Origin of the sequence: Agarilytica rhodophyticola, from assembly GCF_002157225.2 — a bacterium.
Taxonomy (GTDB): domain Bacteria; phylum Pseudomonadota; class Gammaproteobacteria; order Pseudomonadales; family Cellvibrionaceae; genus Agarilytica; species Agarilytica rhodophyticola.
On record NZ_CP020038.1, the window covers coordinates 2,296,067 to 2,319,059 of the forward strand.

General features: G+C 42.1%; 18 protein-coding genes. 13 read left to right on the forward strand and 5 right to left on the reverse strand.

All coding sequences use genetic code 11. From position 1 onward, the window contains the following. Positions 1-25 precede the first annotated feature (25 nt). The 3 genes from BVC89_RS09735 (at position 26) to BVC89_RS29660 (ending at position 2,329) form a co-directional block, all read left to right on the forward strand. Positions 26-1,546: a fumarate hydratase gene (locus BVC89_RS09735; protein ID WP_086931009.1), complete on the forward strand. Its 1,521-nt coding sequence runs from the start codon at positions 26-28 to the stop codon at positions 1,544-1,546. A 69-nt stretch (positions 1,547-1,615) separates the two neighbouring features. Beyond that, on the forward strand, positions 1,616-1,801 hold the full coding sequence (locus BVC89_RS09740; protein WP_086931010.1) for a hypothetical protein: 186 nt from the start codon (positions 1,616-1,618) through the stop codon (positions 1,799-1,801). Between the two features lie 204 nt (positions 1,802-2,005). Beyond that, positions 2,006-2,329, forward strand: a complete 324-nt coding sequence (locus BVC89_RS29660) for a hypothetical protein (protein WP_158657863.1) — start codon at positions 2,006-2,008, stop codon at positions 2,327-2,329. A gap of 108 nt (positions 2,330-2,437) precedes the next feature. Here the strand turns inward: BVC89_RS29660 and BVC89_RS09745 are convergent, their stop codons facing one another. Further along, a complete protein-coding gene (locus BVC89_RS09745) occupies positions 2,438-4,948 on the reverse strand; it encodes a glycoside hydrolase family 31 protein (protein WP_086931011.1) in 2,511 nt (836 codons plus the stop codon). 115 nt (positions 4,949-5,063) lie between these two features. Continuing rightward, complete coding sequence (locus tag BVC89_RS09750; protein ID WP_086931012.1) at positions 5,064-5,822, reverse strand: 3-deoxy-D-manno-octulosonic acid kinase; 759 nt, start codon at positions 5,820-5,822, stop codon at positions 5,064-5,066. Between the two features lie 135 nt (positions 5,823-5,957). Between BVC89_RS09750 and BVC89_RS09755 the strand changes: the two genes are divergently transcribed. Further along, a complete protein-coding gene (locus tag BVC89_RS09755; RefSeq protein ID WP_086931013.1) occupies positions 5,958-7,052 on the forward strand; it encodes a glycosyltransferase family 9 protein in 1,095 nt (364 codons plus the stop codon). A gap of 3 nt (positions 7,053-7,055) precedes the next feature. Here the strand turns inward: BVC89_RS09755 and waaA are convergent, their stop codons facing one another. Next, the gene (gene waaA / locus BVC89_RS09760; protein ID WP_086931014.1) at positions 7,056-8,330 is read right to left on the reverse strand and encodes a lipid IV(A) 3-deoxy-D-manno-octulosonic acid transferase; all 1,275 of its coding nucleotides are present in this window, start codon (positions 8,328-8,330) and stop codon (positions 7,056-7,058) included. A 345-nt stretch (positions 8,331-8,675) separates the two neighbouring features. On the opposite strand from waaA, the gene BVC89_RS09765 reads away from it, so the two are divergent. The 4 genes from BVC89_RS09765 (at position 8,676) to BVC89_RS09780 (ending at position 15,237) form a co-directional block, all read left to right on the forward strand. Further along, positions 8,676-9,914, forward strand: coding sequence for a TonB family protein (locus tag BVC89_RS09765; protein ID WP_158657864.1), 1,239 nt, complete (start codon positions 8,676-8,678; stop codon positions 9,912-9,914). Positions 9,915-10,182: 268 nt separating this feature from the next. After that, positions 10,183-11,646, forward strand: coding sequence for a Na+/H+ antiporter NhaC (gene nhaC, locus BVC89_RS09770; protein ID WP_086931016.1), 1,464 nt, complete (start codon positions 10,183-10,185; stop codon positions 11,644-11,646). A 241-nt stretch (positions 11,647-11,887) separates the two neighbouring features. Continuing rightward, the gene (locus tag BVC89_RS09775; RefSeq protein WP_103654254.1) at positions 11,888-13,054 is read left to right on the forward strand and encodes a plastocyanin/azurin family copper-binding protein; all 1,167 of its coding nucleotides are present in this window, start codon (positions 11,888-11,890) and stop codon (positions 13,052-13,054) included. Between the two features lie 11 nt (positions 13,055-13,065). Beyond that, positions 13,066-15,237 carry a protein kinase domain-containing protein gene (locus BVC89_RS09780; RefSeq protein ID WP_158657865.1) on the forward strand — a complete coding sequence of 724 codons (2,172 nt, stop codon included), beginning with the start codon at positions 13,066-13,068 and terminating at the stop codon, positions 15,235-15,237. Positions 15,238-15,304: 67 nt separating this feature from the next. Here BVC89_RS09780 and BVC89_RS09785 read toward each other — a convergent pair whose 3' ends face one another. Beyond that, positions 15,305-16,921: a hypothetical protein gene (locus tag BVC89_RS09785; protein WP_086931019.1), complete on the reverse strand. Its 1,617-nt coding sequence runs from the start codon at positions 16,919-16,921 to the stop codon at positions 15,305-15,307. Positions 16,922-17,291: 370 nt separating this feature from the next. On the opposite strand from BVC89_RS09785, the gene BVC89_RS09790 reads away from it, so the two are divergent. The 4 genes from BVC89_RS09790 (at position 17,292) to ggt (ending at position 21,494) form a co-directional block, all read left to right on the forward strand. Next, a complete protein-coding gene (locus BVC89_RS09790) occupies positions 17,292-17,675 on the forward strand; it encodes a SirB2 family protein (RefSeq protein WP_216825123.1) in 384 nt (127 codons plus the stop codon). 224 nt (positions 17,676-17,899) lie between these two features. Further along, positions 17,900-18,445, forward strand: coding sequence for a type III secretion system chaperone family protein (locus BVC89_RS09795; protein ID WP_158657866.1), 546 nt, complete (start codon positions 17,900-17,902; stop codon positions 18,443-18,445). Positions 18,446-18,989: 544 nt separating this feature from the next. Continuing rightward, a complete protein-coding gene (locus BVC89_RS09800) occupies positions 18,990-19,721 on the forward strand; it encodes a hypothetical protein (RefSeq protein WP_086931021.1) in 732 nt (243 codons plus the stop codon). A gap of 48 nt (positions 19,722-19,769) precedes the next feature. Further along, on the forward strand, positions 19,770-21,494 hold the full coding sequence (ggt, locus tag BVC89_RS09805; RefSeq protein ID WP_245929367.1) for a gamma-glutamyltransferase: 1,725 nt from the start codon (positions 19,770-19,772) through the stop codon (positions 21,492-21,494). 49 nt (positions 21,495-21,543) lie between these two features. Here ggt and BVC89_RS09810 read toward each other — a convergent pair whose 3' ends face one another. Next, positions 21,544-22,497 carry a tRNA dihydrouridine synthase gene (locus BVC89_RS09810; RefSeq protein ID WP_086931022.1) on the reverse strand — a complete coding sequence of 318 codons (954 nt, stop codon included), beginning with the start codon at positions 22,495-22,497 and terminating at the stop codon, positions 21,544-21,546. A gap of 240 nt (positions 22,498-22,737) precedes the next feature. On the opposite strand from BVC89_RS09810, the gene BVC89_RS09815 reads away from it, so the two are divergent. Continuing rightward, positions 22,738-22,992 (forward strand): OadG family protein, encoded by a 255-nt coding sequence (locus BVC89_RS09815; RefSeq protein WP_086931023.1) that lies wholly within the window; start codon positions 22,738-22,740, stop codon positions 22,990-22,992. Position 22,993 lies beyond the last annotated feature (1 nt).

Here is a 22,993-nt window from a genome sequence, read left to right on the forward strand (position 1 = left end):
ATCATTACAAATTGGATTTAATCTCATGACTACGGTTATTCGCCAAGATGACATCATCGCAAGTGTTGCTGATGCCCTGCAGTTTATTTCTTACTATCACCCTAAAGATTTTATCGACGGTGTTCATCAAGCCTACCAAAGAGAAGAGAGCAAAGCGGCAAAAGATGCCATGGCGCAAATCTTGATCAACTCTCGCATGTGTGCCCAAGGTAAACGTCCAATCTGCCAGGATACGGGTATCGTGACAGCATTTGTCAATGTAGGGATGGAATGCAAAATCGAAGGTGATATGAGTTTTGATGACATTATCAATGAGGGGGTGCGTCGCGCTTATCAGCATCCAGATAATGTTTTGCGGGCTTCTATATTGGCTGACCCTGATGGTGCAAGAAAGAATACCGGTGACAATACTCCAGCGGTTATTCACTACAAGATTGTTCCTGGTGATAAGGTCGAGGTGCATGTTGCTGCCAAAGGCGGCGGTTCGGAAGCTAAGTCGAAATTTGCCATGTTGAATCCTTCTGATTCTGTTGTGGATTGGGTGTTAAAGATGGTGCCGCAGATGGGGGCTGGTTGGTGTCCTCCAGGAATGCTGGGTATCGGTATTGGGGGCACGGCAGAGAAAGCCATGCTTTTGGCCAAAGAAGCCTTACTTGACCCCATTGATATTCAAGATCTGCAAGCGCGCGGCGCTAGTAATCGTGCTGAAGAATTGCGCCTTGAGCTTTATGATAAAGTCAACGCCCTAGGTATCGGCGCACAAGGTTTAGGTGGTTTAACTACCGTACTTGATATCAAAATTAAGGACTACCCCAGCCATGCTGCTAACAAGGCAATAGCTATCATTCCCAACTGTGCAGCAACCCGTCACGCGCATTTTGTGCTCGATGGCTCGGGCCCTGCTTTGCAAACCCCACCTAGCCTTGATGATTGGCCTGAAGTAAGTTGGGATGTTGGCGATAGCGTACGACGAGTTAACCTCAATGAAGTTACCAAAGACGATCTATTAGAGTGGCAACCGGGTGAAACTATTCTGCTTTCGGGTAAATTGCTCACTGGGCGTGATGCTGCCCACAAACGGCTAGTGGATATGATTGCTAAAGGCGAACCTATGCCAGTGGACTTTACCGATCGTTTTATCTATTACGTTGGCCCGGTGGATCCTGTGCGCGAAGAAGTGGTGGGGCCTGCAGGTCCAACTACGGCGACACGTATGGATAAGTTTACCCGCACCGTATTGGAAAGCACCGGCTTAATCGGCATGGTAGGGAAGGCTGAGCGCGGCCCCAGTGGTATCGAGGCTATACGCGATAATAAAGCAGTATATTTGATGGCAGTAGGTGGCGCTGCCTACCTAGTCTCTAAGGCCATTACCAACGCAAAAGTACTTGCCTTTGAAGATTTGGGAATGGAAGCAATTTATGAGTTTGATGTGAAAGATATGCCTGTAACGGTGGCAGTGGATACTAAAGGCGAAGCCGTTCATGAAACCGGCCCTAAAATATGGCAAGCTAAAATTGAAGAGCGAGTTGTAGAAGTCAAGTAAACTCCAGCGATCCCTGACCCGGTAGATGTTTGTGCCGGGTTCTCTCAACTTAAAGAGGCGTTATTTTTAATGGGTGAAGTCGTTCAGTTTAAAAGGAAATCACTGGCTGACAAGCATAAGGGTAAAAGCTTGTGCCGCAGCGGATTTCATAAGTGGAAAATTAAACAAGAAAAACAATTTGATGTGAAAACAGGAAAGCTTGTTACGCTTTACATCTGTGCCCGCTGTGGAAAAGAGAAGGTCGAGTTACTTTAGCCTTTGGCGTCGCTAATATTCGATGTATTAAAGTTGGCGTCTATAAAATACAAACTTTTTTAATTTTAATTCTACTAACTATTACCGCCAAAAATCGCTTAAAGAGAATAGATGTGATTTACATTAACTTCACTCTATTTCTTGATTAGTAAGGATTATTTTTCGAGAAGACGTTTAATTGTATTAAAATATAAAGAGGACTATATGCCTAGGGTAAATAACTATTCTTCAGCGTCAACCGTCACATCTCATCATTCATCCCACAGAAGTGGTAGTAAAGGTAAGTCATACCGTACCAGTAACTCAGTAGTATCCAGTAGTAGCGGCCGTAGCTCAAGTCTCGATAGTTACTATGATTCTGCAAGCGTATCATCAAGAAAATCATCAAAATCGAGCAGTTCCTCAGGCTATAAGAAAACTCGTCATGAACGGCCTGTAATGGCAGGGACAGGGGCTGGATCAGGAGTAAGAAACCACTCCGATAAAGGTTATGGTGTTACAGGATATATAAATTATTACACAAGGTAATATTTAGTCGTCTCAGGCAGATTTTGTTAGGTTTAACTGACCTTGGTTTGACATTAGCTCAACACATAAGTGTGGTGAGCTAATTGCTCTAGATAAATTTTTTGCTTTTTAAAATGTAATTTCCTTACTATCACCGCTAAACTTAACATTGATTCTAAGTGTCTGGTTATTTAGCTTTAACGCGTATTGTTTGTGTTGGTCAGGTTGTATATTACTATTATTAATGACTTCTATTTTATTACCGTTTACATGGATTTGTTCCGGTACTTGTTCTAAATGTCGTATTAAAAATGTGATATAGCGTGTTCGAGGTTTGCCTTTAAATCTGCCTTTGTTAGATGTCAAATTAAAGATATGCTGTCCATCTTTAATTTGGCAAGTGAAGTTCAAAATCTCGTATTTTCCTTGCTCAATGGATTTGTGTGTCTTGCCGTCATCATCGTACAAAGTATAACTAGAGCAGGGAGTATCTTGGTCAGCATAATAAAGTACTTCTAAATAGCGTGTTGAATATTTCTTTGTCGATTTATGAAAATTTTGTTGCGTTGTTGCACTTGGTTGCATAGGCAGAAAACTTCCTGTGCGCACGAATGTGGGAATATATTCATCAACTAGCTTTATCGTCTGTTTATTGCCACCGATATATTTTTTGCCAGTGTAAAAGTCTACCCAGTTATTTCCTGCAGGAAAATAAACTTCTTGAGTTGCCTGTTGTGGTTTTAGAATCGGAGCCACTAAAATGTTATCTCCCCACAAATACGCCTCGCTGTATTCAAATAGTTTTTTATTATTAGGCTCGCGGTAAAACAGAGGGCGCATAAACGGATAGCCTTTGCTGCTATTTTCATAGGCCAATGAATAATTATAGGGTAGTAGTTGATAGCGTAAATTAATCGCTTGGCGTGTTAGTCTCAGTGTTCTATCGTCCCAAAACACTGGTTCAGCCGGAGATGATTCGTGAGAGTGAGGCCGGAAAACAGGTTGAAAAACACCGTACTGTAGCCATCGCGTGTATAGCATCGGATCTGAAAATAGCACACCTTCTTTATCCTTAAATGGAGCAAAGCCGCCTAGATCCGAGTGGCTATAGGCGAAGCCCTGCATACCCATCTGCATTGCAAGTGTTGGTTGCGATTGTAGGCCTGCCCAGCTGCGGCTGACATCACCGCTCCAAGGTATCATGCCGTAGCGTTGAGAACCGGCGAATCCAGCGCGCATTAACACGGCAGGTCGGCGTTTTGGAAAATCTTGAGCGTAGCCCTGGTAAAGAGTTTTTGCCCACTCATGGCCGAAAATATTATGCACGTAATCGGCAGTACCGTTAACATGTACCATATCTGATGCATGACTCTCCGGTTCACCGAGGTCACCCCACCATGCACTAACGCCTGCTTTCATATGCTTTTTATATATTTCCCAAAACCATTGCTTTGCTTCCGGTTTGAAAATATCAATCAAGCCTCCGGTGCCAAAATAAAAATCAAAGATATAAGGTTTACCTCGATAATCTTTCGCTAAAATATCGGCATCAATGGCATCTTGCCAGCGCTTTGATGTTTGCAGTATAAAAGGTTCGGTGATCAGTATGGTGTTAACCCCCTGCTTGTGAAAGTTTTTCATCATATTGACTGGCTTTGGCCATGCACTGTAATCCCAATCAAGATTTCCCATATGACCTTTAATATCCTTGCCAAACCAAAATAAATCAAGGACCACGGCATCTACTGGAACAGACTTTTTCTTGTATTGTAAAATGGTGTTTTCTGTTTCTTGTTGGCTGTGATACCCAAAGCGCGACGCGATGTTACCCAACATCCAGCGAGGAGGAAGGGGTTGTCTACCTGTTAGCTGTGTATATTGTGTATTGAGATCAAAAAAATCATCTCCTGCAATAAGATAATAAGTTTTACGGCCACCCATAGAGGACATACTTAAAATGTTTTTCTCTTTCTGTCCTATATCCAAAGTGCCCTTGGCTGGATTGTCGAATAACACCATATATCCTTTAGATGACATAATAAGCGGCAAGCTAAAATACATATCTGCTCGTTCGTCTGTATAGCCGTAAGCGGGTGTATTATACAGCGATAGAGTGTAGCCCTTTCGATTCATCGGCAGTGCCCTGGCACCACCTCCATAAATAACTTCAGATGGCTGCATATTGAATTTAAAGCCCGATGTTTCTGCCTCTTCAAAATAACCTGCTTGCTCACTAATAAGAGACTTTTCTAGATAAAAATACTTAATTTGAAAAGGCTGTTTAATAATTTCAAGATGTATGCCTGGTGTTCGATAAATAATTTTATCTTTATTATCATATAGGGACGTTGCTATTGTTTGACTGCGACTGACAATCGTATGTGAAGCAGGGTTTGCCGGTTGGCTCGTTGTCAAAAACTGTACTTCAATAATTTTATCGGAAAAAGGTGTTATGGAAATTTTTCCATCAGAAGTCATCAGCTCAAGATAACCTGGGTGCTCAACATGGTTTTCGAATAAGCGCGTGCTATTTTGTGCTTGTACTTGTGGTGTTAAGCAAATCGTTGATAGAAAAACGATGGTAACAAAAAATACTAACTCGGTAAGCGAGGATGCGAAGAGTTTACGTATCAAAATCATGATGCTTGAGCCTTATCCGCTTGAATTAACAACTGTCTAGTGTCAATAGACCCTAGTAAAACAGTGCTTAAATATTTTAGCTCAGTAAAGGTATTGAAAGAGTCAAATACTTTGTCTACTGCTGGTAGCCTGCTAACAGCGATAGCCAATCATCTTGCTGCCATAAAAAGTGGGTATGTTTTGTTGCTTCTTTATTGAATGAGCGTAAGAGCCGCTCAATGTTTTGATTTTTCCAGTGAGAAGAGCTTTGTCCGTTTTTTCTAATCGTGCCCTGATCAAAATCTATTAGCCAAATATTATCGTCACTATCGAGTAAGATATTGTGTATGTTGAGGTCATGGTGATACACCTGGTGATCGTGAAACTGACGAATAGTACTGCCAATTTTTTTCCATAAACGTGTATCGATCGTTTCTAAAGTTAACCGTTTTAGTAAGCTATCAGCGTTTTTTATACGTGAGATAATAATATCATTGGTACAGTAAAGACCTCCCACCTTGCTGACTCTGCAGGCCACAGGTTGAGGAACGGGAAGAGATAAAGCCCTTAATTGTGCTAATAGCAGAAACTCTCTATAGGCACGGGTTTGGGCATAACCAAGATATAGATAATGATCCTTAATAACCTTACCAATTAGACCACCACGGTAATAGTGACGCAAAACATATTCGTGATCCTGGTGCTGGAAAAACCAGGTGGTTCCACGTCCCTTAGCTTTTCCCGTGATTAAGTTTTCTTCTTGCCAATAACTGGGAGAAAAAATGTTATCGTTATTGTCGGCAAAGACAGTGATATCTCTCGTGCTAATACTATGGCCGCTTCGGTAAGTCCCAAAAGTCTGGCTATCTAAAACACTGTTGTTATCTTCTGTCATAGGGATGTTTGTGTAGTGGTTGGCAGCAATTTATATTAATCGTGGCCAGCGTATGTTAACCATGGTTATTTATAGCTATTTATATCAAAATACGCCGCACATTCAGTAAACTTTGGCTATTTTGGAGATAAGTACATGCCCGGTCAAACTCTTTCGCTAAGTTCTGCCCCAGACTCGTTATGTATTTTGCGTCTGTCGGCGATCGGTGATGTTTGTCATGCAGTTGCGGTTGTACAGCAAATCCAGAAAAAATACCCTGGCACTAAAATTACTTGGGTTATCGGTAAAGTCGAACTCAGCTTGTTACAAGGGCTCACGGGTGTTGAATTTGTCGTCTTTGATAAACGTGCAGGTATTCGTGGCTACCTAGAGCTTAGAAAGAAGCTCGCTGGTCGAACCTTTGACGTGGTTTTTCAAATGCAAATTGCCTTGCGCGCCAGTCTCGCAAGTCTATGCATTAGAGGTAAAAATAAAATTGGCTTCGATACTTATCGCTCAAAAGAAGCGCACGGTCTATTCATTAATGAACGAATCAAACCACAGCAGTTTCCTCATGTAATAGAGGGCTTTCAAGCATTTGCTGAAGCCATTGGTGTTGAACACATGCCTTTTTCCTGGAGTATGCCCCTCACCCAAGAACAAGAACTAGCATGTTTAGATAGCTTTGCGCTGCCTAAAAAATATGCTGTCCTATGTCCTGCGGCAAGTAAAGCTGAGCGCAACTGGAATATCGCAGGATATGCCCATATTGCACACTATATAAGCACTAAAGGCTTGGACGTTGTACTGTGTGGTGGCCCGACAGAATTAGAACGAAAGTTAAGTGACCACATTAAACATCAGGCGGCATCTTATGGTGATGACTCAAAGTTGATCGATGTGGTTGGAAAAACCTCACTAATACAATTGTTAGCGATTTTAAAAAATGCACATTTTGTTATTGCCCCTGATACAGGCCCTGCACATATGGCGGTCACTGTTAATACACCCGTGGTTGGTTTGTATGCGCATAGCAATCCTCGTCGTACCGGGCCCTATTTATACCAGCGTTATGTGGTCAATGCCTATGACGATATCATTCGAGAGCAGTGCGGCAAAAGCTGGCAAGACTTACCCTGGGGGCAGAGGGCGAAAGGTGAGGATCTAATGGCAAGAATCTCAGTCGATCAAGTCAAAGCAAAAATTGATAATGTATTACAGGATTTCTACCCACAGATTTGTGATGGCTAGGGCCTAGAGTCTGTAGAGCAGTTGATCGAGCTTGTCTACGCTAGTTTTGGTAGCCCCTTGGTTTTGCTTAAGTACCGTTAGTGCATTTTCTCCGAGCTGCTGTGCATGATCGGGATCACTCACCATTTTAGTCACGGCATTTGCTAGCGTTTCGGCGTTACTGTCGTCAACTTGCAACCATCCATTGGCCTGCTCAAGTCGTTGTGCAATATCTTGAAAATTACTCATATTTGGCCCGACGATAATTGGGCAAGAGAAAAGTGCCGGTTCCAATGGGTTATGACCACCAGTCGCGCCAAAACTGCCGGCCACTGTGCATACATCTGCAATTCTATAAAACAGCAGTAGCTCGCCCATAGTATCGATTAGCCAAATGTTGTGCTGTTCACTAGGTAACTGCCCTTGGCTTCTTTTTACCACTGACAAGCCTTCTGTTTGGATACTTAATTCAAGAGGTTTGATTCGCTCTGGATGGCGTGGAGCTAGTATACATAATATATCGGGATGTTTGCGGTGTATGACTTTTAGGCTTGATAGTATTAAGGCTTCTTCATCTTGATGGCTGCTGCCGATGACCCAAACCTTTCGATTTTTGGTTGCGTTTACAATTTCTATAGCTTTGTCTTCTATGTCCTCTGGTTTAACTAAGTCGTATTTCAAGTTGCCTGATACACTTGTGCTGTCGGCGAGCGCTCCGAGCTGTATGAAACGTTCCGCATCTTCCTTACTCTGCGCCAATATATTATCTACTTTGCATAACGTGCCTGTTATTAATGATTGTATTTTTTGGTAGCGTGTAAAAGATCGGGCTGAAATCCTTGCGTTAATTAAAAGCAGCTTGATTTTACGTGTATTGCAAGCATCGATAAGACTTGGCCAGATTTCTGTTTCCATAATCACGATGGCCAGAGGTTTTAGCTTGTTAAGAAAAAGCGCGACGGAATAAGGTGTATCAAAGGGTAAATAACAGTGTTGCACTCGTGAGCCAAAACTTTTCTTAACTTGTTCAGAGCCTGTTGGTGTAAAGGTTGTCACGGTAATAAGGTGCTGCGGGTATTGTATAAGCAATGCCTCAATAAAAGGGCGAAGGGCAATAACCTCTCCTACACTTGCTCCATGAATAACAATACCTCCGGATCTCTCGACTTGCGCCAAACCAAAACGCTCCAAAATCCTTTGGCGATATGACCTTTGCTTGATAGAGCGAATGAATAAACCCAGACACAAGAATGGTGTAATAAGCGTCAATAGTAGTTTGTAGAAAAATAATGGCACCATAGGTCATTTATTACCAACAATGTTTATTGTGAAAAGGGACCATTTTAACGAGAATACTCCAATAATAAGTACATGCTTAGGGCCTGTTCACATTATCTTAGCATAAGGCTATCTACTAACTTAGCTGAGTATGAAATATAGCCCTGCAATGTCGCCAAACTATTTTGAAGTTTGAGGCGCCGGATTGCAAGAGTGAACCATTTAGCTTGCGCTAAATGAGAAGCTTAAAATTTAAAAGTAGTGCTCATCTCTACATCTTGTTAGATTTTAGTCGTGTTCACAATAATGTTACGCGAGTGTGCTTTTCTACTGAATTGAATGTTTGCTTTATTTGAGGTTAGTTCTGTGCGTTTTTGTTTAATATTCTTAGTTTTTTTATTTTCTGTGAATGTTGCTGGGCAAGGGTTAAACGATAATCTCAGCGCGAATGGTTATGCAAAGTTTAGTGAATTTGGAGACGGTGTTTTTATTGCCGCGCTTTACGTCGATGCTCCGTCAAGTGATGTCGCTGCTTTAAGAAATAAAACTGAAAAACGTATAGAAATAAAAATAGTTGCAGATAAATATTCCTACAGGCGTTTAGCGAGTATGTTTGTCAAGGGGGTGGCGATCAATAATCCCCCTAGTTTGTTAACACAAAGTGCTAAAGCTATGGAGAATTTTCTGAGCTGGTTTCGTGGTAATTTCGTGGCTGGTGACCATATTGTCTTACAAAATAAAGCGACGGGCTTCGCTCTTTATATTAACGGTGTAGAACTTGCCGATATTAAGTCTCCGCAATTATTTAATATGTTATTAAATACTTGGATTGGTGATGTGCCCCCAAGCCGAGATTTTAAAGCCTCTATTCTCGGTGACACTAGCGGCGGTGATTATGCCGGTGAGTTCTTGGTATTGCAGCCTAAGCCTAGTCGTGTCAGCGTTATGGAAGGATGGAAAGCAAATTTGGCTGAAGCAGAAGAGCGAAATTCACAAGAGCAAAGCGCCAGCAAACAAACTATTAAAGTGGCGGCAGCTCCAGCGGTAAAAAAAGTAGTCAAAACAGTGGCGAAAAGTGCTGCAACGCCGAAGCCGAAAGCAAGTGTTCGGCCATTAGCTAAACAAGAGGTTAAAAAAACACCGAATGTTGCAAGTACTCCGCAGGCGCCAAAGGCAGCCAAACAAGAGAAAGTGATAAAAATTGTTGTGACACCAACGCCGAAGCCAGTCAGAGAAATACGCAGAGAAGAGCTTGTACAAGAAGATGCTATACCTCCCAGTAGGGATGACGAATTTTCTGCAGAAAATCTGCTCGCCACTCAGTTATACACGAATACCTTATTACGCCATTGTCAGAGTAAAATGACCTATCCTCGTGTTTCCCGTCGTTTAGGGCATACAGGAGTGGTGGTTGCTAAAGTGACCATCGATCGCGATGGTAAACTGGTATCTTCTCAGCTGACCCAAGAAACTGAATACGATTCGCTCAACTCAGCTGTTAAGAATGGTATTAAGCGTTCTGTACCTTATCCTGATATGCCAGAGCATATAAAAAGTGATACGTTTACTTTTCAAGTACCAGTGGCTTATAAACTTGCTAACTAGTTTCTATAGCCTCAGTCAAGTGTGATTCAATTGGTACTAAGGAAGGCCTAGTGCCGACTGTTGGCGTAAGCATACAATAGTCGGTGCTGTAAAAAAAATGATCACTATTTTACTGGATGACCAGCAGTACCCATAAAAATGGCAATATTTGGAGCAATTCTTCCCCTAAACTGACTATTTCCTTTTTGTTTGTTTGCCTGCTAGGGGCGCATAAGTTACCCTGGATCTAATAAAAGTCAGAAATGTTCCAGAGAAAGAATACTGCCTTATGAGTACTCGTCAGACGCCACTTGCCATTGCGCTCGTTCCTGTTGTTATTTTGATTACCCTACTATCGATCAATGTATTTATCTTTAAAGATGATGCGGTGAGTGGTTCCAATCAAATTATCCTAATCTTTAGTGGTGCTTTGGCCGCATTGCTGGCTTTGAAGTACGGCCACCAATGGCAGGATTTGGAAGGCGGAGTTATTAATAGTATTCGTATTGCGATGCCTGCAATTCTGATTCTACTTATGGTCGGAGCATTATCTGGTACTTGGTTAGTCAGTGGCATCATTCCGACGATGATCTACTATGGCTTGCATGTGCTTAATCCCTCAATTTTTCTTGTGGCTGCCTGTATTATTTGTATTTTTGTGGCTGTTTTTACAGGAAGTTCATGGACCACATCTGCCACTGTGGGCATAGCGCTAATTGGTATTGGTAAAGTCCTCGGTTTGCACCCAGGGATGATTGCCGGAGCAATTTTATCCGGTGCGTACTTCGGCGATAAAATGTCGCCTTTATCGGATACCACTAATCTAGCTTCTGCCTCCACCGGAACGGAATTGTTTACTCATATCCGCTATATGTGTTTTACCACTATCCCAAGTATTTGTCTGGCTCTGTTAATCTTTCTGGTGTTGGGATTGGGGGCTGATAAAAGTACCTCTGATGATACCATTGGTGTCATACTCACCAGCTTAGATAACAGCTTTGTTATCACTCCTTGGTTGTTGTTAGTGCCGGCAGCCGTTATTGTCATGATTGTAAAGAAGGTGCCTGCGTTGCCGGCATTGTTTGCAGGCACATTGCTTGGTGTCGTGTTTGCGTTTATATTTCAGACAGACATCATCGAGACGGTTGGGAAAGGTCGTGGTGCTACTGAGCAGTATTATTATGTTGGTATTATGCAAACGCTGTTTGGTGATACCGCCATGCAAACAGGTAATGATACGCTAGATGAGCTATTAACGTCCGGCGGTATGGCCGGCATGTTGACCACTATTTGGCTGATTATCAGTGCTATGATTTTCGGCGGTATAATGGAGCGCAGTGGCTTTTTGAAAATAATTACTGAAGCGCTGATTCAGCGGGTGAAAAGTGCGGGCAGCTTGGTAAGTACCACCGTGGGCACTTGCGTGTTTTTTAATATCAGCACTTCTGACCAGTACTTAGCGGTATTGTTGCCCGGTCGTATGTTTACTGAGGCTTATGAAAAACAGGGCTTAGCACCACAAAACCTGAGTCGTACTTTAGAGGATTCGGGAACCGTGACCTCGGTATTAGTGCCTTGGAATACCTGCGGTGCATACCATGCTAGCGTATTAGGTGTGGCAACGCTTACCTATGCGCCCTTTGCATTTTTCTGCATCATCAGCCCTCTTATGACCATGGCCTTTGCTTACTTTAAGATTAAGATTGCACAAGCTGAGTATGAGGCCCAGCAGCATTCTGAATCCACAACATAGCAATCTGTTATTTAGGGCCAGTCTATACTTATTTTTGGTTTTTGGGGGGTTCTTTAGCGGCAGATCAGTTATTGCACAGAAACTCTCCTTGGCGGCATTCTATATGACATGGTTAATTGTGCCGTTCGTGCCATTTTGGGATTCTCACTAGAACTGTGCCTAATGATCTGTTTTTTTTGCACCTTTTTGGCTAGAGGGTCCGTAACTAGTATACAAAGATGCTAACGGAAGCCCTATGTCTATGTCCATTTCTATATACAAGTTACTTTCTTTCACTGACGAGATTAGTCGCTTGAAATTTAAAGCTGCGCTGTTTGTTGTTACCAGCTCTTGTCTTTCTGCCTGCACTTATGTGAATCTCGAAGATGCTGAGGCAGGCCGTATTGATACGCCCGACAGCCTAGCTGTGGTAGGGCCGCTGCAAAGCGAAAGTACAAATGACGTCACTGAGCAAGTAGCTGCAAGTCAAGAACAGAAGCTGCAAGACCAAACAGAGGCTTCACCGGTAACAGTGCCTTCATCGGTAACTGCGCCTATTGAAAAAAATATCGATACTCGTGGCCAGGTGACGACTCGTCCCCCGGTTAAAGAGGTTCCTAAGACATTAGTCACAAAACAAGCGACAACAAAGGCCAGCATATATTCTGCTAACTTAGATAGTGTTAGAAAAACGGATAAACCGGTGAGCCTATCCAAGCTTCAAAAGGTAAGCAAAAAGGCTGTTGCTAGGTTACAGGCTGGAAAAACTTCGCAAATAAATAAAGTTGGTAAACCTATTGGTGGTAGCCTTGAGGGAAGTGTTGTCATTGTCGGCAATAATAATAAGCTATTACCATCCAAAGGTGTAATTTTAACGTTGACACCCTCCGATGGTAGAGTTTTATCACTTGATCAACGAGCACCTATGACTCACACCATCGATATGCAAGATAAGACCTATCTACCAGGTTATATCTCTATTAGAAAAAATGATCGCGTCAGCTTTGTCAATAAAGATAAAATTAAACACAATGTTTTTTCTTCCACGGGTAAGAACGCCTTTGATTTGGGTACTTATAGTGCAGGCAAAAAGCGAGAAGTTACCTTAAACTCGGCAGGTATTGTCAAAGTGTATTGTAATATTCATGCAGATATGGCCACCTTTATTTCTGTTAGTGACAATAGTATTTCTGTGGTTGCTGATCATCAGGGACATTTCTCTATCAAAGACTTAGAGCCTGGAGAATATAATCTCAATGTCTGGCATGTTCGCGGTGAAAAAACTGAAAAGATTGTAATTAAAAGCCAACAAAAAAATAAATATATTACCAGCCTAAATACAGCAAATTACAAAAAAGTTGCGCACAAAAATAAATTTGGCAAGAAATATAATAAAAATTCTGCCATTTTTGATGATGAATTTTATTAATGGAAACGAAGATGAAGGATATAAAATACAGTATCAGGTTTAAGTTATTCTTTCTCGTGCTGGTAGCCTTTACGGCATTAATCGTTGCCACCGTATGGCAAATCGGTGAGCAAGCAAACAAAGTATCGTCAAAGTCTATTGTCCAGGCGTTGAAGCAATCAAGCGTCGTACTTGAAACCAAAATTGATAGTCGCTTTAATACGATTGAGGAAGTGGCAACCAGTATTGCCAAAGATAGCCGAGTTCTTCCTCTCGTTTTCGATTCTGAATCCCTGACTTTGCAAGATCTTAGTACGGAGTTTCAACGGGTTTTAGAATTTAATATTCTATTTTTTACCGACGCTCAGGGCACAATTTTGGCGCGTTCCGATCGGCCCGAGGCGATAGGTCGGACGATGGCTGGTAAAAGTGCTTTATTTGATAGTGCTCTGGCAGGCAAAGCTGCACAGGGAGTATTTGTGAGTCGGGGTGAAATCTTACAAATTGTAGTGGTGCCTATTTTTGATAATGTTGCCTCCGACTTAGTGCGTGGTACAGTAGCATTGGCTTATGAGTTTTCAAAAGATATGGCAACAGAAATTAATGCTCTAACGGCTAGCGATATCAGTGTTTTTATTTTTACGCGCGATCAAAATAGGAAAATAAACGGTGTTAAGACTAGCTACAACACTAACAATGATTTAGGCACTAAGCTAGATAGCTTTTTCTCTGAAAACCAGGATCGATGGCGCGACATCTATGATGCCCAAAGTAGTATGAGTAATCTTAATGTCAGTTTAGACGATGAAAGTTTTTTTTCGGTAATTCACAGTCTAAGGAACCAAGATGGTAGGCCTCTCGGATTTGTTATGGCGTTGCGATCGAGAACCGAATTGTTAAAACCATTTCTCGATATTCAGCGCACTGTGATTATTATTGGTTTTATCTGTTTAATTGGAGCGTCGATTTTTGCTTGGTTGTTTTCTCTTAGGATCAGTAAGCCTATTATTAAATTAGTTTCCGTCGCTAAGAACATCCAAGAAGGCCACTACACAGATTTTGATAATGATGTAAAAAGTAAAGATGAAGTTGGGGCTTTATACAAAGCTGTGGTAAAAATGGGCAAGACCTTAAAAGAGAAGGCTGAGCTAGAGCAATATCTGGCACAAATGTCAGATGAGTTAAACATTGCTGAATCTGTCGCTCAGGATTTAAATGCTGAGGTATTTGCGAAAGATGAGCTGGCAAGAGATGAATTGGTTAATGCTGAAAATAGGGTAGTAGACGATACGGATAAAACCATTGTTAAATTTTCTATTGGCTCGGGGAAGCATACATCCTTTGTTCAGGCTGGAGAAATTGTAGATAAACGCTATAAAATACTTCGGCATATTGGTGCTGGTGCAATGGGCACAGTATTTCTCGCTCATGACTTAGACCTTGATGAACGAGTGGCTATAAAAATAATGGCCAAGGAGTTATTTAGCCAGCAAGAAAGTGTTAACTTTAAAGAAGAAATTCGCTTAGCGAGACGTATCACTCACCGTAATATTCTACGCACGTTTGATTTTGGCAATTGGCAAAATTACTACTACATCACTATGGAATATTTATCTGGTTATGATTTAGGTGCACTGTTAAAAAATAAAGGCGCATTTGACGCTCATGTGGGCGTTGTTATGGCTCGTCAAATATGTTCAGCCATGAATGCGGCTCATGAAGAAGGGATTATTCATCGTGATTTAAAGCCTTCCAATATGATGATTAACCGTCAGGGTATTTTAAAAATAATGGACTTTGGTTTAGCCATGAATGTTGGTAAAAACAAAGGCCAAGGTAAAAAAGCATCTTCCGTTTCTGATAATAACCTTGCTAACGACGTTAGCTCCGGAAGTTCGAATCTTATTGCCGGTACTCCGCGTTATATGGCTCCAGAGCAATTTTTTGGGTGGCCCTTAGATGAACGCACCGATATTTATGCGATAGGTGTTATTTTATATACCATTTTTAATGGACGTCCGCCGTTCAATGATAATGATTTTGACAGACTTGCCCAGATGCACTTGCGCGCCGAGCCGCCAAAAATAAAAGGTAAAAATGGTAAGTTTCCTGAAGATTTACAGCATATTATTGCTAAGGCGATTGCCAAGAAACCAGAAGATCGCTATCAATCTGTGCGTGAAATTTTAGATGTTCTTCATTAGGGCTTAAACCCTAATGAAGTGGATTCGCATAGATAAAATCTTTAAATAAACGTTAGGGAGATAAGCTTTATCGATGTCGCCATATAAAGCTTACTAGCGTTTCATTGTTTTCTTCTTCTCTTCCTGCTCGTATAAATGTGTTATCGGCATATTCTATTATTACCCGCAGGGAGTCGGATAAATCAATATTAACCCCGTAATCGTATTTCTCCCATTGCCACCAAACGCTTGGTGCTGGATAGGCTGGGTTGCCTACAAAATCAGGATCTAATTCTGAATATCGTATCACTGGAGATATGGTTAAGCCCCAATCAAATGTATAGCTCAACTCAACTTCTTTACCTACACGTTCAAGGTTTGCCGCTTCTTGATCTACCGCCTGAGCGAATAGGGAAAAACTGCCCACATTTAGCCATAGATTTGCGCCTAACTCTTCTTTTTTATCGCCCTCAGCAGGCAGCCTAATACCTGTTGCTCCGGCTACCTCCCCTAAATCAAACAAGTCTAAATCAGAGCCGTAAAATGAACCATGAAAGCCGCGATCTTGCGCTAAAGTACGTTCGTAACCAAATAATAGAATATCGAACGCGGTGTTGTTATCTTCAGAGCGCCAGCGGTAGCCCACGCCTAAGCCCACTTCTGAGTCTTCACCCAAATCAAAAGATTCAATTTCAGCATCGTATAGAATGGGGATGCCTGTTTTAAGTTCAGGGTCTGGATTTACGTTTGGTGGCACGCGAATATCACTGGTGCCATTATCGCCTGCCAGGGCATTGGGATCGCGAATAAAAACGGGGTTGCCTGTAGTCCAACTGGCTTTACCATATAAGCCGATAGGTAGCTGGAAACCTAACTCAATGCCTGCGTCTTCAAAACGATTAAATGCCGTAGAGACAAGTCCATAGCTCTCTGTTCTGCGTTCCCGTTGGCGTTCAAATTTAGCAAACTTGCCAATTTGTGCATAAAAGCTGGGTGTCAAAGGTACGCGAGTTGCTCGAAAATGCTCGCCATAACGTATAAAGAAAACATCTAAATCTATTTTGTTGTCTTCTGAGGTTGGATTACGGTCGTACTTATCCCAAACATCTACTTTAAAATGAACCGCTAATTTTTCATTCCAAGACCATCGCCCCGCCGCAGTGATAGTCGATAAATCAACTTTATCGCCGGCATCTACTGTCTCAAGGAAGGCTGTCTGAGCTCCCTCTGGTAAAGCTTGAGGAGGAAAAGGAAAACTTACAGGAAAACGATTTTCTTCGCTGTTCCTATAATGCACTTTTGTTTCGAAACGAATATCAAAGTTATCCTGAGCCGCTGCTACGCCACTGCAAAATAAGGCAAACATCGCTAACAAGCGTCCAACGGTAACCGGATTGCCTTTTAAAAAAGCCGAGGAGCTAAAGCCGGTAGCTACATGGAAGTAGCTAATAGGGCGACGCATAGCTACAAGGATGTGGCGTAGTAGAACAATGCAGGAGCAATTGTCGAGGGAGCTAAAGCCGATAGCTACATGGAAGTAGCTAATAGGGCGACGCATAGCCACAAGGATGTGGTGTATTAGAATAATGCAGGAGCAATTGTCGAGGGAGCTAAAGCCGATAGCTACATGGAAGTAGCTAATAGGGCGACGCAGGGAGCTAAAGCCGAATTTATTCAATGTGTAGTCTCCAGCAGTGATAGTCAATAGAAACCTAAACGCCTAATTCGCGTTAATTATTATAGTTTGTATAGATTTTTAACATATACATTAATTGTAATACGCACAATATTATTTGCATCAAATAATATGTATCTATATAAGCAATAGAAAAACCTTAATATTTGGCACTGTAGATTTTATGGTGCTAATGACTTGGGCTTATTTAGTTACCGCGATAGCTCTTGCAATCATTGTAATTTACCGATAGCTTAAGCGCCTCTTCTGTTGGCGCTCAATAATGCATCTGTAGATATAGTAGAACATTATAATTTATTACATTCACAGTTATATGGCAGTAAATAGTCTGTATCGAGTCCAATTACACATAACAATATGACTTTTTTGGAGATAGTAGATGGAAGCAGTTAAGCATATACATCTTACATTTGTGGTGCTATCCGTTTTGGGATTTTTAGCTCGAGGTTTATGGATGATTGTTGAATCTCCATTGCTCAAAGCGAAGCCGGTAAAAATACTACCTCATATCATCGACACGGTGTTGCTAGTGAGCGCTTTGGTGTTAGCGGTGAAAATGGGGCTCAAACCCTCAGAGCACCCTTGGTTGCAAGCAAAAATTGCCGGTCTTGTTTTATATATTGTGTTTGGTGTTATTGCTTTTAAACCTACTCGCCCTAAGAAAGTCCGTATAATTGCTTTTATATTAGCAGTAACAACAGTCGCGTTTATTATTTCGGCCGCGTTCTCTAAGTCTGCTGCAGGCTTTTTTGCCTTTCTCTAAAACTTTTTGCTTTTCTCTCGCGTATGCAAATATACCCCCAGGTATATTTGCATGTAGCTCAATTACCCAGCCATGACTATTATTAACGGATATTAGAGTTTTCCCGACAAAGTTTGACCTTTTTGTGATGCGGTGACCAGTCACTATGGTTTACCTTGTAAGGCAGTCTGTGTTTGCGTGCTTTTTACCCAATTTGAATAGATGTATGTAAGGAGATTCATCAAGTGAATAAGATTCGAATATTAAATAGTCTGCTATCGTTCTTGTTAATGTTTATATGTATATCTGTTGAGGCTGCCAAACGCTCCGATAAGGCTAGTCATATGAACAATGCTAAACTGCAAAGCATTATTGAAAAAATCGACGAAAAGTACCAAGGGCGGCCAGGTTTCTGGCAACTTACAATAGAGGGAGTCGGCATACAGATAGTCACAGATGAAAATGCGGACCGTATGCGTATTATGGCTCCGATTTTGAAGGTTGATAACCTTAACAAAGAAGAGTTACTGCGCTTGATGCAAGCAAACTTTGATAGTGCATTAGATTCACGTTATGCGATTGCCAATGGGATTTTGTGGGGAACCTTTATCCATCCTCTTTCATCCCTAACTACAAAAGATTTTATAATGGGGTTGGGTCAAACCGTTAATGTGGTTATCTCTTATGGCAGTACCTACTCCTCCGGAGCGTTAGTATTTGGTGGCGGTGACAGCGGAGAGTTACAACGAGAACTTATGCAACGTTTAAAGCGGCTATCTGATGCTATCTAAATATTGTTATTAACAGGTCTTAGATAGTCCGGCAGGGATAAATATTGCCTTACTATTGTCTTTAACATTGAATGTAAGGTCGCGATGAAACCTGGCCATAACAAGTTATCAACAAAATTACCTGCATTTGCAGGCTAATTATCAGTAATAGTAGGAAAACCGCCATGCTAAAATGGTAACTGATAAGGCCCCTGAAAGGGATTATGGTTTAGTGAACACCTTGTCAAAAAAGTACAGGCTAAACCTTATGGCGATAATAGCGAATATAATACTTACGAATATGATTTCTATACAAAAATGAGACCGGCTTGGGCCTTGCAAAAAGTAACTTGCTCCATACTTTCTTGCAGCTCTTAAACGCTTGTATTAATTTATGTTTTTTGGAATTTAAAATAACAATTTGCTTGCGGTTTTAACTGTGATTATTGAGCTATCTCACAGACAAAAAGTTATTACCCTAGAAGGCAAACCAAAACGTTTTTATCATGTTTATATCTGAGGTAGAATCCCGCCGTCGCAGCAAGTTGTCTACTGGGAAATCTTTATGAAATTTGTTAAACCGATAGTGCTCGTTATTTTTTGCCTGTTGTTAGCAAATTGTTCCCTTATGCCCGATATTCGTCAGACTCAGACTAAGTCATCAAAACCTAATGTGGCTCAAAGGTCTTCATCTATACCAGGGAAAAAGCATATCACTAAGCCGTCGAAAATTATTGCGCCAGATGAGACTGGAGATGGCCAAAAAGTACCACCACTTGCTCCCCACGGAACGATTGTTTTTTTACGTTCTTCGGTTGTTGCATCCGCTGTGGAAGCAAGACTTTATGACGTCACAGATGGTCAACCAAAATATATTGCTACATCGCGTAACAATACACAGGTGCACCATAAAGCACGGCCCGGTAATCATATATTTATGCTGATATCAGGGGATTCCGTCGACTACATTGCAGCAGATATTAAACCCAACTTAACCTATTACAGTATTATTAAGCCTAGTATGGGGGCCTGGAAGCCTTCGTTTTCATTACACCCCATTAAGAAGCGTCGAGCAAATCACAAGAGCAATTCCCCAGAGGGATATTTCTTTGACGACAATCATATAGAAACTTTGATTTCATCCGCTGCCCCAATGGTACAAACTGGTGGAATCAATGAATCCACCAAGGTTGACCAGGATGTGTTGAACAAACACGAACGTCAATGGGCGAAGTGGCTCGATGAGAGTGCCGATAGAGTAACACCTAAAACGCTAAATATTCTTGATGGCAGGTAGACATTCGTTAGTACTTCCCTCACCATGAGTTTTGCATGGGGCTGTTAAGTGAACAGCACTCTAAATCTATACATGTTGATGGCGATTAAAAATAATACTATGCGAATATCCCTTATTTTTCTTCTCTTCCTATCGTCCTGGTGTTTGGCAGGAGCAAGTGCCTCTGACTATGCTCGGACGACGAAAGACGGCAAAGGGGCTGTAGCCTCTGTTAATCCAATTGCAACTCAAGCAGGCCTCGATGCTTTTAAAAACGGGGGCAATGCCATCGATGCGGCAGCGGCGGTGGCCTTTACTCTAGGAGTTGTAGATAGCCACAATTCTGGTATCGGCGGCGGGTGCTTTATTGTTGTTCACAAAGCCGATGGTACTGTAATCGCAATTGATGGTCGCGAGATAGCGCCTGCTAAAGCCCATCGCGATATGTTTATTCGCGACGGCAAAGCAGTTAACGAATGGAGTAAAACGGGTGCTCTGGCGTCTGCGGTTCCCGGCTCTATTGCAGCATTGCACTATGCGCAAAAAGTGGCAGGTAAACTCAAGTTTGAGGATGTAGTGTTACCAGCGGCAGATGTGGCAGAGAATGGCTTTGCTATTGATCCTGTAATGGCAAAACGCCTTAACCGCAATGCCAAACGTATGGCAGAGTTTCCTGCTACGGCTGCTATTTTCCTTAACGATAAGGGGCAAGCACCGAGTGAAGGCGATACTCTAGTGCAAAAAGATTTAGCTAAAACTTATCGTATGTTGGCCAAACAAGGGCCAGATTACTTCTACAAGGGTGAGTTTGCTAAGCAAGTGGATCAGTGGATGTCTGCCAATGGTGGCATTATGGCGGCAAAAGATTTTGCCGATTATGAACTTAAGATGCGCACGCCCATTCGAACTGCTATTAACAAGCATGAGGTAATCGGCTTTCCACCGCCCAGCTCCGGTGGTGTTTTGGTTGCTGAAATTCTTAATATCCTAGAAAACTTTGATCTTAAAAAAATGAATGAAGCTGAGCGCTATCACGTCATTATCGAAGCAATGAAGTTAGCTTTTGCTGACCGTGCCTATTGGCTTGGTGATCCCGCTCATACTAAAGTGCCCAAGGGCTTGGTTAGCAAGGAGTATGCTAAGACACTGGCGGCTAAAATAGATCTGAAAAAAGTCACCAATGTAGAAAAATACAGCATGCCCCCTGGCGCTGAAAAAGATTTGTTTAAGCATACCACTCATATTGCTACAGCGGATAAAGAGGGTAACTGGGTCGCTATTACCACCACACTCAATACCAGCTTCGGTAGTAAGGTTGTGGTACCAGGAACTGGAGTCTTACTCAACAATCAAATGGATGACTTCTCTATACAGCCAGGTGTGCCTAATGCCTATGGTTTAGTGGGAGCAGAAGCCAATAGTGTGCAAGCATTTAAGCGTCCACTGTCAAGTATGAGCCCAAGTATTGTGCTAAAAGATGGTAAGCCCGTATTAACAGTAGGCGCAGCAGGTGGCCCTACAATTATTACGCAGGTGCTCCAGACCCTAGTGAATACCTTGATGCTAGAAAAAACCTTGGTGGAAGCGATGAATATGCCTCGTGTACATCAACAATGGCGTCCTGAGACGGCCCTAATTGATCCTTTTGCAAGTGATAGTCTGAGAAAAGCCTTGGAAAAGAAAGGACATAAACTAAGAGACTGGCCGCCGTTTGGCGCAACGCAAGCAATCTCTCTTGAGAATGGTAAATTTGTTCCAGTAACAGAACCTCGTTTAGTTTCTGGTAATCGTTAAAGTCGCTTATTCGCGATTCGCTTATGAGGCAGGCATTCTAAGGCCTGTCTTATAAATAGGCTGCAACGGCATTTCGCAATACTTCATATTCTCTCTCACGCTTAATTTTCTCGAACAGAGTATTGGCTTCTGGGTACTGCCTTTTAAGATAAAATAACCACTGCTTTAAGCGGTTGCCTGTATATTTTTTGGCGTAGACCTGGCAGGTTATTTCAAAGAACTCCAACAAGATAGCGGCAACCTGCGACCAGCCCATATCTTGATATTGCCTTCCTGCTTCATAGGCTTTAATAGCTAGTGCTAAATCAGGTTTTGCCAGCAGTCCGCGCCCTAGCATAACGTCTTGACAGCCCGATACCTGCTTACAACGTTGGTAATCTTGCAAACTCCAGATTTCACCATTGGCTACTACTGGGATGTCTATCGTTTCTCGGATTTTGGCCAAATATTCCCAGTAAGCAGGTGGTTTATAGCCGTCTGTTTTTGAACGGGCATGCACTACCAGCTCTGTTGCGCCTGCTTCATAGATGGCTTGAGCGTTTTCTAGGTACGAAGATCTATCTTGGTAACCAAGGCGAATTTTTGCTGTCACTGGAACATCTTTCTGCACAGCCCGCCGAGTTTGGCTGACAATCTCATACAAAGTATTAGGTTCGTCTAACAAACAAGCACCGCCTCGATTCTTGTTTACAGTCTTCGCTGGACAACCAAAATTTAGGTCGATACCTGGTGCTCCTAAACGCGCCGCCTTACGTGCGTTAGCAGCGATAGCTTCAGGGTTGCTGCCGAGAAGTTGTACGCGGGTAGGGCATCTTTGGTTATCTTGCTGTGAAGCAACATCTACTAGTTCAGGGCTATAGCGTGTAAATACTTTGCGAGGCAGAACATGATCAGTAACCCGAACAAATTCTGTGACACAAATATCAATACCTCCAATTCGACGCATCAGATTGCGAAGATGATGATCAACAACACCCTCCATTGGCGCCAAAAAAATTCTCATAGCTCAAAACTCTTAGTGGTAAAACAATAAATTTTGCCGTTTTTGTTATTTAAATGGCCAGTATGAGCGATTTGTCGGCGAAAATGTCATGTTGCACTTGCTCAATTGACCTGTTTTTCATTATCTTATGCGACCGCGTGTAATGAAAGTACTTAAATGCTCTAAAGTTTAATGCTAATCATTCGTAAAAAAATAAATTCAGCGGGTATTGAATACTAAAAAATAAAAGATGAGGACCTGATGCAAAGCTCACTATTCCAACAAGGTGTGGACTTAATGCTATTTGGTATGGGGACGGTATTTGTCTTCCTTACTTTGTTAGTTATTAGCGTAACGCTCATGTCGAAAATCATCGCCAATTATTTTGCTGAGCAGGAGCCTGAACCTGTTGCCAAAGCACCTAGTTCCGCAAACACACCGGCAGCCGTAGATCCGGTTATTCTGGCGGTAATTCAAGACGCCATACACCAACATCGAGCCAAAAACCAGCCTTAGG